This window comes from Pseudomonas sp. PVC-5-1, assembly GCF_057444345.1.
On sequence record NZ_CM172024.1, the window covers coordinates 5,316,569 to 5,332,112 of the forward strand.

At 64.1% G+C, this 15,544-nt stretch carries 13 protein-coding genes; 1 reads left to right on the forward strand and 12 read right to left on the reverse strand.

The genetic code is table 11. From position 1 onward, the window contains the following. Nucleotides 1-11 precede the first annotated feature (11 nt). The 7 genes from hutG to hutC form a co-directional block, all read right to left on the reverse strand. Nucleotides 12-815, reverse strand: a complete 804-nt coding sequence (gene hutG / locus AC2T3R_RS24275) for an N-formylglutamate deformylase (RefSeq protein ID WP_486744376.1) — start codon at nucleotides 813-815, stop codon at nucleotides 12-14. Between the two features lie 10 nt (nucleotides 816-825). Beyond that, complete coding sequence (gene hutI / locus AC2T3R_RS24280) at nucleotides 826-2,031, reverse strand: imidazolonepropionase (protein ID WP_061304644.1); 1,206 nt, start codon at nucleotides 2,029-2,031, stop codon at nucleotides 826-828. A gap of 16 nt (nucleotides 2,032-2,047) precedes the next feature. Next, complete coding sequence (locus tag AC2T3R_RS24285; protein ID WP_023663049.1) at nucleotides 2,048-3,451, reverse strand: amino acid permease; 1,404 nt, start codon at nucleotides 3,449-3,451, stop codon at nucleotides 2,048-2,050. A gap of 157 nt (nucleotides 3,452-3,608) precedes the next feature. Further along, nucleotides 3,609-5,141 (reverse strand): histidine ammonia-lyase, encoded by a 1,533-nt coding sequence (gene hutH / locus AC2T3R_RS24290; protein ID WP_015272105.1) that lies wholly within the window; start codon nucleotides 5,139-5,141, stop codon nucleotides 3,609-3,611. Nucleotides 5,142-5,248: 107 nt separating this feature from the next. Then, nucleotides 5,249-6,922 carry a urocanate hydratase gene (gene hutU, locus AC2T3R_RS24295; protein ID WP_013974561.1) on the reverse strand — a complete coding sequence of 558 codons (1,674 nt, stop codon included), beginning with the start codon at nucleotides 6,920-6,922 and terminating at the stop codon, nucleotides 5,249-5,251. Between the two features lie 255 nt (nucleotides 6,923-7,177). Then, nucleotides 7,178-7,750: a HutD/Ves family protein gene (locus tag AC2T3R_RS24300; RefSeq protein ID WP_013974562.1), complete on the reverse strand. Its 573-nt coding sequence runs from the start codon at nucleotides 7,748-7,750 to the stop codon at nucleotides 7,178-7,180. Further along, nucleotides 7,747-8,457, reverse strand: a complete 711-nt coding sequence (hutC, locus tag AC2T3R_RS24305) for a histidine utilization transcriptional repressor HutC (protein WP_013974563.1) — start codon at nucleotides 8,455-8,457, stop codon at nucleotides 7,747-7,749. Before hutC ends, AC2T3R_RS24300 begins: the two co-directional genes overlap by 4 nt. A gap of 145 nt (nucleotides 8,458-8,602) precedes the next feature. Between hutC and AC2T3R_RS24310 the strand changes: the two genes are divergently transcribed. Beyond that, entirely contained in the window at nucleotides 8,603-9,967 is a 1,365-nt protein-coding gene (locus AC2T3R_RS24310; protein WP_024087842.1) for a formimidoylglutamate deiminase, read from the forward strand. 116 nt (nucleotides 9,968-10,083) lie between these two features. Here the strand turns inward: AC2T3R_RS24310 and AC2T3R_RS24315 are convergent, their stop codons facing one another. The 5 genes from AC2T3R_RS24315 to AC2T3R_RS24335 form a co-directional block, all read right to left on the reverse strand. Then, nucleotides 10,084-10,656: a lipocalin family protein gene (locus AC2T3R_RS24315; RefSeq protein WP_003259870.1), complete on the reverse strand. Its 573-nt coding sequence runs from the start codon at nucleotides 10,654-10,656 to the stop codon at nucleotides 10,084-10,086. Continuing rightward, nucleotides 10,653-10,907, reverse strand: coding sequence for an outer membrane protein assembly factor BamE domain-containing protein (bamE, locus tag AC2T3R_RS24320; RefSeq protein ID WP_003249234.1), 255 nt, complete (start codon nucleotides 10,905-10,907; stop codon nucleotides 10,653-10,655). The genes AC2T3R_RS24315 and bamE overlap by 4 nt, the downstream gene beginning before the upstream one ends. A gap of 295 nt (nucleotides 10,908-11,202) precedes the next feature. Further along, on the reverse strand, nucleotides 11,203-11,799 hold the full coding sequence (locus tag AC2T3R_RS24325; RefSeq protein ID WP_410951901.1) for a DUF924 family protein: 597 nt from the start codon (nucleotides 11,797-11,799) through the stop codon (nucleotides 11,203-11,205). A 3-nt stretch (nucleotides 11,800-11,802) separates the two neighbouring features. Then, nucleotides 11,803-12,813, reverse strand: a complete 1,011-nt coding sequence (locus AC2T3R_RS24330) for a class 1 fructose-bisphosphatase (RefSeq protein WP_013974568.1) — start codon at nucleotides 12,811-12,813, stop codon at nucleotides 11,803-11,805. Nucleotides 12,814-13,062: 249 nt separating this feature from the next. Continuing rightward, nucleotides 13,063-15,513 carry a glycogen/starch/alpha-glucan phosphorylase gene (locus AC2T3R_RS24335; RefSeq protein WP_410951902.1) on the reverse strand — a complete coding sequence of 817 codons (2,451 nt, stop codon included), beginning with the start codon at nucleotides 15,511-15,513 and terminating at the stop codon, nucleotides 13,063-13,065. Between the last annotated feature and the right edge of the window lie 31 nt (nucleotides 15,514-15,544).

Below are 15,544 nucleotides of genomic sequence, written 5' to 3' on the forward strand. Positions count from 1 at the left end.
ACCGGTGAACTTCACCGCCCGTAACGCGCCTGGCCCCAGTCCAGCAGCGCCTGCAGAAGCTGCTTCAACACCTCCTGTGTCGGTCGTGCCAGGTTTTCGCAGTAATCGAACGGCTCGGCTTCTTCCATATAGGTGCTCTGCGCCAGCTCCAGCTGCACCGCATGGATGTGGTTGGCCGGATCACCGTAATACCGGGTGATATGCCCGCCCTTGAAGCGGCCATTGAGCACGTGGCTGTAGCCTTGGGCCTGGGCACAGACCTCTTTCAGCTGTTCGGCCAGAGCCGGGTCGCAGCTGGCGCCGTTGAAGGTACCCAGGTTGAAATCCGGCAGCTTGCCGTCGAACAGGTGCGGGATCAGCGAACGGATCGAATGGGCGTCCCACAGCAGGGCGTAGCCGAATTGCTCGCGCAGCCGTGCCAGCTCACAACGAATTGTGTCGTGGTAGGGGCGCCAGATCTGCTCCAGATACTGCTTGCGCTCCTCGCCTGTCGGCACCAGCCCGTCCTTGAACAATGGCTCGCCATCGAAGAGTGTGGCCGGGTACAGGCCAGTAGTGGCACCGACGTAAAGTGGTTTGTCGTCATCCGGCCGGTTCAGGTCGATGACGAAACGCGAATACTCCGCGGCCACGACACTGGCGCCCATCTCGCGGGCAAAGTCATACAGCCGCGGAATATGCCAGTCGGTGTCCGGCAGGCTGCGCGCCTGCTCGACCAGGCCGTCTCGAACAGCCGGCGACAGTTTCAGGCCGGCGTGGGGCATGCTGATCAGCAGCGGCAGGCGCCCCTGGTGAAAACTCAGTACCTTGTCCATCGTGCCTCACTCAATTGGAAATTTCGTGGCCCTTGCGCACTACGCGCTTGGGCAGGTCGCCGCCCAGCCAATAGGCCAGGTCGGCGGGGCGTTCGATCTGCCAGGCGACGAAGTCGGCGACCTTGCCCACTTCCAGCGAGCCATGGCTGTCGCCCAGGCCCAGCGCCGTGGCGGCGTGCACGGTGACACCGGCCAGGGCCTCTTCCGGCGTCATGCGGAAGCATGTGCAGCCCATGTTCAGCATCAGCCGAAGCGATAACCCTGGCGAGGTGCCGGGATTGAGGTCGCTGGCCAGGGCGATCTTCACACCGTGGCGGCGCAGGGCGTCCATCGGCGGCAGTTGGGTTTCGCGCAGGAAGTAGAACGCGCCCGGCAGCAGCACGGCGACCGTGCCGGCTTTTGCCATGGCAATGGCGTCTTCCTCGGTCATGAACTCCAGGTGGTCGGCCGACAGCGCCTGGTAGCGCGCCGCCAGGCTGGAACCGTGCAGCGACGACAACTGTTCGGCGTGCAGCTTGACCGGCAGGCCAAGTTCGCGCGCCTTGATGAACAGCCGCTCGACCTGGGCCGGGGAGAACGCCAGGTGTTCGCAGAAGGCATCCACTGCGTCCACCAGGCCTTCGGCGGCCAGGGCCGGCAGCATTTCATCGCAGATGTGCGCGATATAGTCATCAGCCCGGCCGACGTATTCCGGCGGCAAGGCATGGGCTGCCAGACAGGTGGCGCGCACCGCCAGAGGCAACTCGTCGGCCAGGCGCCGGGCCACACGCAGCATCTTGCGCTCGTTGGCCAGGTCCAGGCCGTAGCCGGACTTGATCTCGATGGTGGTCACGCCATCGCGCATCAGCGCCTGGACCCGCTGGCGAGCACTGGCGAACAGCTCGTCCTCGCTGGCCGCGCGGGTGGCCCGCACGGTGCTGGCGATGCCACCGCCCTGTGCGGCGATTTCGGCATAGCTCACGCCCTGCAGGCGCTGCTCGAACTCGCCGCTGCGGTTGCCACCGAACACCGCGTGGGTGTGGCAGTCGATCAGCCCCGGGGTAACCCAGGCGCCGCCCAGGTCCACCGTACGTTCGGCCTCGACCGACGCCAGCTCGACGCGCGGGCCGATCCACTCGATCAGCCCGGCGTTGGTGACAATGGCCGCGTCCTCAATGGCCGAGTAACGGCCCTCGGCCATGGTTGCCACATGGCAGTGCTGCCAGACGGTTCTCATACATCGACTCCTTTACTTAGCGGTGCAGCTCGGCCGGTTCCGCTACTGGCTTGCCCTGCCCTGCGCGCGGCTTGCACCACAGCAGGTAGGACGCCACCAGGAACACCACCCAGACCACGCCGACGAGCAGTGCCGCCTGGGTATCCGGGAAGTAACCGAGCACGCCAAAGATGAACACCATGAACGCAATGGCCATGGCTGGGCCGTATGGCCAGAATGGTACCGGGAACTGCAGCTGGGCCACTTGTTCACGGCTCATGCTGCGGCGCATGGCCACCTGGGTGAGCAGGATCATCAGCCACACCCAGACGGTAGCGAAGGTGGCGATCGAGGCGATCAGCAGGAACACGTTCTCCGGGATCAGGTAGTTGAGCAGCACGCCGATCAGCAGCGCAGCACCCATCACCACAACGGTCATCCACGGCACGCCGTGCTTCGACAGCTTGCTGAAGCCGCGCGGCGCGTGGCCTTGCTGGGCCAGGCCGTACATCATGCGGCCGGCGCCGAAGATGTCGCTGTTGATTGCCGAGATCGCGGCAGAAATCACCACGATGTTCAGCACCGCGGCGGCAGAGCCGATGCCCAGGTTACTGAAGATTTGCACGAACGGGCTGCCCTGGCTGCCAATCTGCGGCCATGGGAACAGGCACATCAGCACGAACAGGGTGAGCACGTAGAACAGCAGGATGCGCAGCGGCACGGCGTTGATCGCCTTGGGGATGACCCGCTGCGGGTCCTTGGCCTCACCGGCGGTCACGCCGATGATCTCGATGCCGCCGAACGCGAACATCACCACGGCAAAGGAAGCGATCAGGCCACCCACGCCATTGGGCATGAAGCCGCCGTGGTCGAACAGGTTGCTGACACCCACGGCCTGCCCGGTGCCTACCTGGCTGAAGCCGAAGGCCATGATGCCGAGGCCGGCCAGGATCATCGCCACGATGGCGCCGACCTTGAGCAGCGACAGCCAGAATTCCATTTCGCCGAAGACCTTGACGTTGCACAGGTTGAGGCCGCCGATCAGGAAGACGATGCCCAGCACCCAGATCCAGCGGGCCACTTCCGGGAACCAGAAGCCCATGTAGATACCGAAGGCGGTGACGTCGGCGATGGCGACGATGACCATCTCGAAGGCGTAGGTCCAGCCGAGGATGAAGCCGGCCATGGGGCCGAGGTAGGTGCTGGCGTAGTGGCCGAACGAGCCGGCGACCGGGTTGTGCACAGCCATTTCGCCGAGGGCGCGCATGACCATGAACACGGCGGCGCCGCCGATCAGGTAGGCCAGCAGCACGGCCGGGCCGGCCATCTGGATGGCCGAGGCGGAACCGTAGAACAGCCCGGTGCCGATGGCGGAACCGAGGGCCATGAAACGGATGTGGCGGGCACTTAGCCCGCGCTTTAGACCTTGAGCTTGTTGCATGTCACGTCCTTAAATTGTTTTTGTGGTCGTGAGATCGAGGGGGGCTGCCTTGCAGCCCAATCGCCGGCAAGCCAGCTCCCACAGAGATGGTGTGTCGCATCTCCATCTGTGGGAGCCGGCTTGCCGGCGATGGGCCGCACAGCGGCCCCTGGGGGCATTACAGGCTTGGCAGCACACCAGCCGGCAGCAGGCCGGTCAGGCGACCCTTGGCCAACAGTTCCACGGCCTTTTCGATGTCGGGGGCGAAGAAACGGTCACGGTCGTAGTGCGGCACTTCGCTGCGCAGCGCCTGGCGCGCCTGCTCCAGCTTGGCCGAGGTCTTCAGGCCCTTGCGCAGGTCCAGGCCCTGGCAGGCGCCCAGCCATTCGATGGCCAGCACGCCACGGGTGTTTTCGGCCATTTCCCACAGGCGCTTGCCGGCAGCCGGGGCCATCGACACGTGGTCTTCCTGGTTGGCCGAGGTCGGCAGGCTGTCGACGCTGTGCGGGTGCGACAGGGCCTTGTTCTCGCTGGCCAGGGCAGCAGCGGTGACCTGGGCGATCATGAAGCCCGAGTTGACCCCACCGTTTTCCACCAGGAACGGCGGCAGCTGGGACATGTGCTTGTCCATCATCAGCGAGATACGGCGCTCGCTGAGCGAACCGATTTCGGCAATGGCCAGGGCGATGTTGTCCGCGGCCATGGCCACCGGTTCGGCGTGGAAGTTACCGCCGGAAATCACGTCACCTTCGGCAGCGAACACCAGCGGGTTGTCCGACACGGCGTTGGCTTCGATGCCCAGTACCTCGGCGGCCTGGCGCAACTGGGTCAGGCAGGCGCCCATGACCTGAGGCTGGCAGCGCAGCGAGTACGGGTCCTGGACCTTGTCGCAGTTCTTGTGCGACAGCGACACTTCGCTGGAGTCGCCCAGCAGGTCACGGAAGCAGGCAGCAGTGTCGATCTGGCCGCGCTGGCCACGCACTTCGTGAATGCGCGCATCGAATGGCGAGCGCGAGCCCAGTGCGGCTTCGACGCTCAGGCCGCCGCAGGCGATGGCAGCGGCGTACAGGTCCTCGCCCTGGAACAGACCACGCAGGGCATAGGCGGTGGACGCCTGGGTGCCGTTGAGCAGGGCCAAACCCTCCTTGGCGGCCAGGGTCAGCGGCTCGAGGCCGGCCACGGCCAGGGCTTCGGTGGCTGGCAGCCACTGGCCCTTGTAGCGGGCCTTGCCTTCACCCAGCAGCACCAGCGACATGTGCGCCAGCGGGGCGAGGTCGCCGGAAGCGCCCACCGAACCCTTCAGCGGGATGTGCGGATAGACTTCGGCGTTGACCAGGGCAATCAGCGCGTCGATGACTTTGCGACGGATGCCGGAGAAACCACGGCTGAGGCTGTTGATCTTCAGCACCATGATCAGCCGCACCAGGTCGTCATCCAGCGGCGCGCCGACACCGGCGGCGTGGGACAGCACCAGCGAGCGCTGCAGGTTTTCCAGGTCGTGGCTGGCGATGCGGGTCGAGGCCAGCAGGCCGAAACCGGTGTTGATGCCGTAGGCGGTACGGTCTTCGGCAATGATCTGCTCGACGCAGGCAACGCTGGCGTCGATGGCCGGCGCGGCGCTGGCGTCCAGTTGCAAGCGCACGGGCGCCGCATGGATGGAGCGCAGCTGGGCCAGGGTCAGGGTGCCGGGCTTGAGGGTCAATTCGGTCACTTCACTACTCCAATCGCGTGGAGCCGCAGGCCCGTTTGTAAGTGCCTGCGTGCTCCTTCTTGTTGTTCAGTATCACCCCTTGTGGGGTGCGATCCAAAGCGTGGCGATCAGCCAGTGATCATCGGCAGGTCCAGGCCCTGCTCCTTGGCGCACTCGATGGCGATGTCGTAACCGGCATCGGCATGACGCATCACACCGGTCCCTGGGTCGTTGGTCAGCACGCGCGCGATACGCTCGGCGGCTTCATCGGTACCGTCGCAGACGATGACCATGCCAGAGTGCTGGGAGAAGCCCATGCCCACGCCACCACCGTGGTGCAGCGAAACCCAGGTAGCACCGCCGGCGGTGTTCAGCAGGGCGTTGAGCAGCGGCCAGTCGGAGACAGCGTCGGAACCGTCGCGCATGGCTTCGGTTTCACGGTTGGGGCTGGACACCGAACCGGAGTCCAGGTGGTCACGACCGATCACGATCGGTGCCGACAGCTCGCCGCTGCGTACCATTTCGTTGAACGCCAGGCCCAGCTTGGCGCGCAGGCCCAGACCAACCCAGCAGATACGTGCCGGCAGGCCCTGGAAGCTGATGCGCTCGCGAGCCATGTCCAGCCAGCGGTGCAGGTGGGCGTCGTCGGGGATCAGTTCCTTGACCTTGGCGTCGGTCTTGTAGATGTCTTCGGCATCACCGGACAGCGCCGCCCAGCGGAACGGGCCGATGCCACGGCAGAACAGCGGGCGGATGTAGGCCGGCACGAAGCCCGGGAAGTCGAAGGCATTGGCCACGCCTTCTTCCTTGGCCATCTGGCGGATGTTGTTGCCATAGTCGAAGGTCGGAACACCCTGCTTCTGGAAATCGAGCATGGCTTGCACGTGCACGGCCATCGACTGCTTGGCGGCCTTGACCACTGCAGCCGGTTCGGTCTGTGCGCGGTCGCGGTACTGTTCCCAGGTCCAGCCGGCTGGCAGGTAACCGTTCAGCGGGTCGTGGGCGCTGGTCTGGTCGGTGACCATGTCCGGGCGCACGCCACGCTTGACCAGCTCTGGCAGGATTTCGGCAGCGTTGCCGTGCAGGGCGATGGAGATGGCCTTGCCTTCGGCGGTGTACTTGGCAATGCGTGCCAGGGCGTCGTCGAGGTCAGTGGCCTGCTCGTCGACGTAGCGGGTTTCCAGACGGAAGTCGATGCGGCTCTGCTGGCATTCGATGTTCAGCGAGCAGGCACCGGCCAGGGTGGCGGCCAGTGGCTGGGCGCCGCCCATGCCGCCCAGGCCGGCGGTCAGTACCCACTTGCCTTTCAGGCTGCCGCCGTAATGCTGGCGACCGGCTTCGACGAAGGTTTCGTAGGTGCCCTGGACGATGCCCTGGCTGCCGATGTAGATCCAGCTGCCGGCGGTCATCTGGCCGTACATGGCCAGGCCCTTGGCGTCCAGTTCGTTGAAGTGTTCCCAGTTGGCCCAGTGCGGCACCAGGTTGGAGTTGGCAATCAGTACGCGCGGGGCGTTGCTGTGGGTCTTGAACACGCCGACCGGCTTGCCCGACTGCACCAGCAGGGTTTCGTCGTCTTCCAGGCGGGTCAGGGTCTCGACGATCTTGTCGTAGCACGCCCAGTTACGGGCAGCGCGGCCGATACCGCCGTACACCACCAGTTCCTTCGGGTTTTCCGCGACCTGTGGATCGAGGTTGTTCATCAGCATGCGCAGTGGCGCTTCGGTCAGCCAGCTTTTGGCAGTCAGCTTGTTGCCACGTGGGGCACGGATTTCAACGTCACGGTATTTGTTGTTGTCGGTCACGGGAAAGGTCCTCTGCGGTCGTCCGCGGGCGGGTATGTCGTGGTAGATATACAAACACATCTTTACTTGTATGTACAAGCATGGACAACTAAAATAATTGGACCTTTCCGCTGAATGGCAAAAGAAATGGGGCCGCTGCGCGGCCCTTCGCGGGCTTGCCCGCTCCCACAGAGAGCTCCACTGCCTTCAAGGCGTGCGCTGTACCTGTGGGAGCGGGCAAGCCCGCGAAGGGCTGCGCAGCAGCCCCCGGCTATCTCAACGTGAAACGAGTTCGATCAGGCAGAACCGCCCCTGCACATCCAACCCCAACAACTGGTCATTGCCCTCCAGCCGCAGGCAGTCATACAACCCCAACCGCTGCGTCTCACGCCCGGCAATACCCACCTCGACCTGGCTGCTGGCAGCGAACAGCAACACCGTCGACGCCGAACTGTACAAACGGCTGGTGCCATCGAACCACTGCAACCGCGCCCGGTAGCGCTGCGGTGCATATATCAGGTTGAAATCACGGATCGCCCCGCCCAGAAGCTTGCAGCTGACCTGGCTCTCGCCGCTGAAGGCAAAGGCATCGAACGGCAGCAACGGCCGGCTGGCCTGGCCGTCCACCAGCAGGCGCATGCCGTCGCCCTGCAACACGGTGATGATCCGCTGGTAGCCGGCGAAGGTGGAAAAGCCACCGGACTCCTCGATATCGGCAATCGACAAGCGCCAGCCAAAGCCGTCCAGGCCTTCGCCACTGTCGCGGGTAATCTCTTCGGTGAAACCGCCACCATTCTTCCACGGCATGCGCGGGTAGCCCTGCGCACGCAACAACTGCAGCTGACTCATTTACTGAAACGTCCTTCCAGGCGATGACGGGAACCGGGGTGGATCAGCCGCGCGGCGGTCACCGGCTGGCGGCCGGACCAGGTGCGACGGCGGATCAGCAGGCAGGGCTCGCCCCGCTCGATCTGCAACAGGCGGCATTCTTCCGGCTCGGCCAGGATTGCCTCGACCACGTGTTCACCCTCGGTCAGCGGCGCCACCTGCGACAGGTAGGCGTATGGCGTCTGCCGGGTGAAGTCCTGCTTGAGGTAGTCGGGGGCAATCGCCGCATTGACGTAGCGGTCCTCGATCTGCACCGGTACGCCGTTCTCGAAATGCACGATCAGCGAGTGGAACACTCGCTGGCCTTCGCGCATGTCCAGGGCCAGGGCCCGCTCGGAACCGGCCGTTTCCTCGGTGAGGGTAATCACCTGGCAGCTATGCTGGTGGCCACGCGCGGCAATTTCGTCGGCGATGTTGTTGACCTCGAACAGCGCCGAACGCCCCTTGGGCTCGGCCACGAAGGTACCGACCCCTTGCATGCGCACCAGCAGGCCTTCGGCAGTGAGCTCGCGCAGCGCGCGGTTGATGGTCATGCGGCTGAAGCCCAGCTCACTGACCAGTTCGCTCTCCGAGGGTACCCGGTGATGCGGTGGCCAGCTGCCGTTGTCGATCTGCTGGATGATCATCTGTTTGACCCGGGCGTAAAGCGGAGCCGGGCCCTCGCCCATCTGGGCAACCAGCGCGGAGACAGGAGGTGTCGGCACGGCGTTGGATCCTTGTGCAAATGAAATGAGCGGTAGCTTGCCGCAGTTTACCCGGCAGGCAAACGCCTGTATATGTATATACAAGTTAACAATAACAGGATTTTCACCGATGTCCGCCTACTTTGCCGAACGCGCCCTGCTACCCACGGGCTGGGCCAGCCATGTCCGCATCGAGGTCACCAGTGATGGCCATGTGGCCCGCATCGAACCGGGCGCCTCGGCCGAAGGCGCCGAGCGGCTGGCCGGCCCGCTGCTGCCCGGCATGCCCAACCTGCACTCGCATGCCTTCCAGCGCGCCATGGCAGGGCTGGCGGAAGTCGCCGGCAACCCCAACGACAGTTTCTGGACCTGGCGCGACCTGATGTACCGCCTGGTCGGCCAGATCAGTCCAGAGCAGCTGCAGGTCATCGCCCGCCAGCTGTACATCGAAATGCTCAAGGCCGGCTATACCTCGGTCGCCGAGTTCCACTACGTGCACCATGACCAGGCCGGCAGGGCCTACGCCGACCCGGCAGAACTGTCCCACCGCATCAGCGCGGCTGCAGCCGACAGCGGCATTGGCCTGACCTTGCTGCCGGTGCTGTACAGCCACGCAGGCTTCGGCGGCCAAGCCCCGAATGACGGGCAACGGCGCTTCATAAATTCCACTGAACAGTACCTGCAACTGCAAGCGCAGCTGGCCCCGCTGCTGGCCGCACAACCCGCGCAGCAACTGGGTCTGTGCTTCCATTCGCTGCGCGCGGTGACGCCCGGGCAGATCGCCGAAGTGCTGTCAGCCAGCGACAAACAGTGCCCGGTGCATATCCATATCGCCGAGCAGCAGAAGGAAGTCGACGACTGCCTGGCCTGGAGCGGCCTGCGCCCGTTGCAGTGGCTGTACGAGCATGTGGATGTGGACCCGCGCTGGTGCCTGGTGCACGCAACCCACGCAGAGCCGGATGAAGTCACCGCCATGGCCCGCAGCGGCGCGGTAGCCGGGCTTTGCCTGACCACCGAGGCCAACCTGGGCGACGGGATTTTCCCAGCAGTGGACTACCTGGCGCAGGGTGGGCGCATGGGCATTGGTTCGGACAGCCATGTGTCGCTGAGCGTTGTGGAGGAACTGCGCTGGCTGGAATACGGCCAGCGGCTGCGCGACCAGCGGCGTAACCGCCTGTATCGCGGCGACCAGCCGATGGTCGGGCGCACGCTGTATGACGCTGCCCTGGCGGGCGGTGCGCAGGCGCTGGGGCAGGCGGTCGGGGAACTGGCCGTGGGCAAGCGCGCCGACTGGCTGGTGCTCGATGGGCAGGACCCTTACATCGCCATGGCCGATGGGGATGCGATTCTCAACCGCTGGCTGTTTGCCGGCGGCGATCGCCAGGTGCGGGATGTGATGGTGAATGGGCAATGGGTGGTGCGCCAGGGGCGGCATGCGCAGGAAGAGCAAAGCGCGCTGGCGTTTGCCGAGGTGTTGCGACAGCTGTTGGGGTGAGTGTATTGGGGCCGCTTTGCGGCCCATCGCGACACAAGGCCGCTCCTACAGGTATGTGCGTTCCCCTGTAGGAGCGGCCTTGTGTCGCGATGGGCTGCAAAGCAGCCCCCAGAAATTCAGTGCATCTTGACGATCTGCTGGTCCGACGCGCGCCAGATCAGCCGGCTGGTGTCATAACCCTGCTGCCGGGCCTTGGACATCAGGTTCTCGCGCTCCCAGGCTGGTAGCGTCGGCGTACGCGACAGTAGCCACAAGTGCTTGCGGTCCGGGCTGCCGACCACCGCCGTGCGATAGCGATCATCCACATACAGGATCCAGTACTCGCCCCTCGCCACCCCTGGCACCAGCTTGGTGAACCAGTTATCGAACTCGACCCACAACTTGTCGGTGTGCCCTGGCTCCTGGATGTTCGCATGCCCCTCGGCGCGCAGCCATTCGTCACCCATGGTGCGGCAGCGGTTGAGCACGCCGAGGCTACCATCGAGCCTGAGGTTGTAGTGCGCTTCGGACTGCTCACAGCCGGTCTGGTAGCGCATTGGCAGGCGCGCAAGTTCGTACCACTTGCCCTGGTAGCGCTTGAGGTCGATGTTGCCCGCGGTTTTCGGCGCCAGCGGGTCGTGCACGGAGCCGGCACAACCGCCCAGCAGCAACGCCAGGCATACCCCCATCAGCAGATACACGCGCCTCATTTGAGACCCTGCCCTGAATACATGAGCACCTTGTCAGCCGCGTACTGCACACTGATGAAGCTCTTCTCGTCCCCCCAGGTGCAGCTGCTCATGCCCAGCGCGCCAGAGCACTCGGTCGGCGTGCCGAGCAGCTGCTCGACCTCGGCCTTGTTCATACCGGCCTTGATCTTGGAATAGTTTTCCTGATTGATCTTGCTGCAGGCAGTCAGAACGACGCACAGCGACAACAGGGCGAGGGAACGCAACGACATGAAGGACACTCCTGGAGAGGGGATACAGGCGAGTGGCCTGCAGTGACCTTCGACGGTAAAAACCCTCCCAGGTTCCCTGCTCCCCCTCCTCTACCCCTACACCATTGGTCGGATGGCCACTACTGTGCGATTAATCACAAAGAATTACCCCGCACAAACAAAAAGGCCGCCCCTACGTACTGTAGGAGCAGCCTTGTGCTGCGAAAGGGCCGGTAAGGCCAACAGGGATGCATGGGCAGCGAGGGACACTTCGCAGCACAAGGCTGCTCCTACAAGGATCCCGCCAACCCTGGAATCAGAACCTGGACCCAGGCTCCAGCAAAAAGTCCATCTCTTCGCTGGTACTCGGCCGCTCCAGCACCAGGTTGCGGTGCGGGAAGCGCCCGAAACGGGCAATTACCCGCTGGTGCTGCTCGGCATAGTCGAGGAAGCCTTCGAACAACCGGCGGTTGGCTTCGGGTTGCTCGTCCAGCAGCACCTGGTAGCGCTCGACGCACAGGTTCTGCCAGTCCAGCACTTCGGCATGTTCCAGAACCAGCAGCACGAACACCCGCTGTATCGGCAGCAGTTGGTAATCCCAGTTCTTCTGCAAACCCTGCATCGCCACCACCTGGGCACGCCGGTCGCCCTCGAAGGCACGCGGCGTGTCGCGGTAGATCATGCGCGGCAGCTGGTCCAGCAGGATCAGCAGGCCCAGCCAGCCCTGCGGGCTTTGCTGCCACTCGTCGAGCCCACCCTCCAGGGCATGCTCGACCAGCTCGCCAAACAGCGCATGGGCCTCGGCATCATGATGCTTGCCGAACCACAGCGTGCTCTTCTCGTCAGCCACGGCCTGGGGACTGGTGCCCCAACCGAACCACCACTCCAGCAACGGCTGCCAAGGTGCGAGCATGACTTACTCCTTGTGGTAGGCGGTGACGCGCTCGACCTCTTCCTTCGAGCCGAGGATTACCGACACACGTTGGTGCAGGCTTTCTGGCTGGATGTCGAGGATGCGATCGTAACCGTTGGTGGAGGCGCCGCCGGCCTGTTCGATGATGAAGGACATCGGGTTGGCTTCGTACATCAGGCGCAGCTTGCCCGGCTTGCTCGGTTCGCGGGCGTCACGTGGGTACATGAACAGGCCGCCACGGGTCAGGATGCGGTGTACGTCGGCCACCATCGAGGCGATCCAGCGCATGTTGTAGTTTTTCTTCAGCGGGCCGGTCTCGCCTGCCAGCAGTTCGCCCACGTAACGCTGAACCGGGGCTTCCCAGTGGCGCTGGTTGGACATGTTGATGGCGAATTCTGCGGTAGTTTCCGGCACGCGGATGTTTTCGTGGGTGAGGACGAAGCTGCCCAGTTCGCGGTCCAGGGTGAAGCCCTTGACGCCGTTGCCCAGGGTCAGGATCAGCATGGTCTGCGGGCCGTAGATGGCATAACCGGCGGCGACCTGCTGGGTGCCTGGTTGCAGGAAGGCTTTTTCGTTCAGGGTTTCGTTCTGGCTCAGGTATTCGTTAGGGCAACGCAGTACCGAGAAGATGGTGCCGACCGAAACGTTGACGTCAATGTTGGACGAGCCGTCCAGCGGGTCGAATACCAGCAGGTAGGCGCCTTTCGGGTACTTGCCCGGGATCTGGTAGGCGTTGTCCATTTCTTCGGAAGCCATGCCGGCCAGGTGGCCGCCCCATTCGTTGGCTTCCAGCAGGATATCGTTGGAAATCACGTCCAGTTTCTTCTGGACTTCGCCCTGCACGTTTTCAGTGCCCATGCTGCCCAGCACGCCACCGAGGGCGCCTTTGGACACGTGATGGCTGATTTCCTTGCACGCACGCGCCACCACTTCGATCAGGAAGCGCAGATCGGCAGGGGTATTGTTGCTGCGGGTCTGCTCAATCAGATAGCGACTCAGGGTAACGCGGGACATGTATGGCTCCGAAAGGATTGGGGGATAAAAACCCCCGCAGTTTACAGGGAGAGTTGCGGGCTAGCGAGCAAAGAGACTCGACTTCGGCCCCTGAAGTTCAGCAAGCACCAAGCCGATGGTCGGTTGGGGCTGCTGTGCAGCCCATCGCCGGCAAGCCAGCTCCCACAGGGACTGCACATGGCTCAAGGTCGACGCGGTCGAGGTGGGAGCTGGCTTGCCGGCGATGGGCCGCACAGCGGCCCCTTTTCCTCAATCCAGCGCCTTCCAGATCTCGCTGGCATATTCCCGAATGGTCCGGTCCGAGGAAAACCAGCCCATCCTCGCGGTATTCAGCACCGCCATGCGCCACCATTCCTGCGGCGTGTGCCAAAGCTCCTCGACCCGTCGCTGGGCATCCCAGTAGGCATCGAAATCGGCACACACCAGGAAACGGTCATGAGCTACCAGCCCGTCGATCAGCGCGCTGTAGCGCGACGGGTCGTCCGGTGAGAACACCCCGCTGCGAACAGCCTGCAACACGTCGTTCAGGCGGCTGGACGCGGCAATCGCCGCACTGGCGCCAAAGTCACCGTCGCGCCGCCTGGCCTCCACCTGCTGCGCAGTAAGGCCGAAGATGAACATGTTTTCGGTACCCACCTGCTCGCTCATCTCGACATTGGCACCATCCAGGGTACCGATGGTCAACGCGCCGTTCAGGCCGAACTTCATGTTGCTGGTGCCGGACGCTTCGTAACCGGCGGTGGAAATCTGCTCGGAAAGGTCCGCCGCCGGGATGATGCTTTCAGCCAGACTGACGTTGTAGTTGGGCAGGAACACCACCTTCAGCAGACCGCGCACGGTGGGGTCGTTGTTCACCACCCGGGCGATGTCGTTGGCCAGCTTGATGATCAGCTTGGCCTGGTGATAGCTGGCCGCGGCCTTGCCGGCGAAGATCTTCACCCGCGGCACCCAGTCGGTACCGGGGTCGTTGCGCATGGCCTGGTACAGCGCCACGGTGTGCAGCAGGTTTAGCAACTGGCGCTTGTATTCGTGAATGCGCTTGACCTGCACATCGAACAGCGCTTCGGGGTTCACCGTAACGCCCAGCCGGTCCTGGATGATGCTGGCCAGGGCACGCTTGCTGTGCAGGCGCTGCGCGGCGAACTGCTTGCGGAAGCCGCTCTTGTCGGCGAACGGCACCAGATTGACCAGGCGCCCTTCCGGATCGTCCAGCAACTCAGGGCCCAACGCCTCGACCAGCATGGCGGTCAGCTGCGGGTTGGACTGGTACAGCCAGCGGCGGAAGGTAATGCCGTTGGTCTTGTTGTTGATCCGTTGCGGGTAGAGCTTGTGCAGCTCGGCGAACACCGTGCTTTTCATCAGCTTGCTGTGCAGCGCCGACACACCGTTGACGCTGTGCGAGCCGAGGAACGCCAGGTTGCCCATGCGCACCCGGCGGCCATTGTCTTCCTCGATCAACGACACAGCCCGCAACACGTCGAAGTCGTGCAGGCCTTTCGCCCGCAGCGCGTCGATGTGGTAGGCGTTGATCAGGTAGATGATCTGCATGTGCCGCGGCAGCATGCGTTCCATCAGCGCAACGGGCCAGGTTTCCAGGGCTTCGGGCAGCAAGGTGTGGTTGGTGTAGGCCAGGGTGCCGACGGTCAGCTCCCAGGCGGTATCCCAAGGGATCTCATGCTGGTCGACCAGCAGGCGCATCAGCTCGGCCACGGCGATCGACGGGTGGGTGTCGTTGAGCTGGATGGCCGCCGCATCCGGCAGGTTGAGCAGGTTGTCGTGCATGTTCAGATGGCGGCGCAGCAGGTCCTGCAACGAAGCCGAGACGAAGAAGTATTCCTGGCGCAGGCGCAGTTCCTGGCCCGCCTCGGTGCTGTCGGCCGGGTACAGCACCCGCGAAATGCTTTCGGCCCGTGCCACCTCGGCCACCGCGCCCAGGTGGTCGCCGGCATTGAAGCGTTCCAGGTGCAGCTCTTCCAGCGCCCGCGCACGCCACAGGCGCAGGGTATTGACGCTGGCCCCGCGCCAACCGACCACCGGGGTATCGTAGGCCACCGCCCGCACGGTCTCGCCCGGCCACCATACCTGGCGCTGCTGGCCGTGGGTGTCGTGCACCGTTTCGACGCTGCCGCCAAAGCTGATGGGGTAGATCACCTCGGCGCGCTCGAACTCCCAGGGGTTGCCGAAGTCGAGCCAGTTCTCGGTCTGCTCCTGCTGCCAGCCATCGACCATGGCCTGACGGAACAGCCCGTGCTCATAGCGGATGCCATAACCGTGAGCAGCGATGCCCAGGGTCGACATGCTCTCCATGAAGCACGCCGCCAGGCGGCCCAGGCCACCGTTGCCCAGCGCAGCATCAGGCTCGAGCAGGCGAATGCGCTCCAGGTCCACGTTCAGCCCTTCCAATGCGTCGCGGGCAATGTCGAGCAGGCCCAGGTTGCTCAGGCTGTCATACAGCAGCCGGCCGATGAGGAATTCGAGAGAAAGGTAATAGACCCGCTTCTGGCTGCGGCGATACGCCTGGCGGGTGTGGTCCATCCAGTGATCGACCATGTGATCGCGCGCGGCCAGGGCGATGGCTTCGAACCAGTCGTGGTCGAAGGCGTGCTCTGGGTCCTTGCCAACCGCGTAGGTCAGCTTGTCCAGTACAGCGGCGCGAAATTCGGCCACCTCGGCGTCACGAGCTTTGGGTTCCTGGGACATGCGGCATCCTCGGGCAAGTTGACGAAAACGG

What these genes read in the sequence shown, in the direction of transcription:
- hutG (WP_486744376.1), bottom strand. Translation starts at nt 815, where the DNA reads ATGGACAAGGTACTGAGTTTTCACCAGGGGCGCCTGCCGCTGCTGATC.
- hutI (WP_061304644.1), bottom strand. Translation starts at nt 2,031, where the DNA reads ATGAGAACCGTCTGGCAGCACTGCCATGTGGCAACCATGGCCGAGGGC.
- AC2T3R_RS24285 (WP_023663049.1), bottom strand. Translation starts at nt 3,451, where the DNA reads ATGCAACAAGCTCAAGGTCTAAAGCGCGGGCTAAGTGCCCGCCACATC.
- AC2T3R_RS24300 (WP_013974562.1), bottom strand. Translation starts at nt 7,750, where the DNA reads ATGAGTCAGCTGCAGTTGTTGCGTGCGCAGGGCTACCCGCGCATGCCG.
- hutC (WP_013974563.1), bottom strand. Translation starts at nt 8,457, where the DNA reads ATGGGCGAGGGCCCGGCTCCGCTTTACGCCCGGGTCAAACAGATGATC.
- AC2T3R_RS24310 (WP_024087842.1), top strand. Translation starts at nt 8,603, where the DNA reads ATGTCCGCCTACTTTGCCGAACGCGCCCTGCTACCCACGGGCTGGGCC.
- AC2T3R_RS24315 (WP_003259870.1), bottom strand. Translation starts at nt 10,656, where the DNA reads ATGAGGCGCGTGTATCTGCTGATGGGGGTATGCCTGGCGTTGCTGCTG.
- bamE (WP_003249234.1), bottom strand. Translation starts at nt 10,907, where the DNA reads ATGTCGTTGCGTTCCCTCGCCCTGTTGTCGCTGTGCGTCGTTCTGACT.
- AC2T3R_RS24325 (WP_410951901.1), bottom strand. Translation starts at nt 11,799, where the DNA reads ATGCTCGCACCTTGGCAGCCGTTGCTGGAGTGGTGGTTCGGTTGGGGC.
- AC2T3R_RS24330 (WP_013974568.1), bottom strand. Translation starts at nt 12,813, where the DNA reads ATGTCCCGCGTTACCCTGAGTCGCTATCTGATTGAGCAGACCCGCAGC.
- AC2T3R_RS24335 (WP_410951902.1), bottom strand. Translation starts at nt 15,513, where the DNA reads ATGTCCCAGGAACCCAAAGCTCGTGACGCCGAGGTGGCCGAATTTCGC.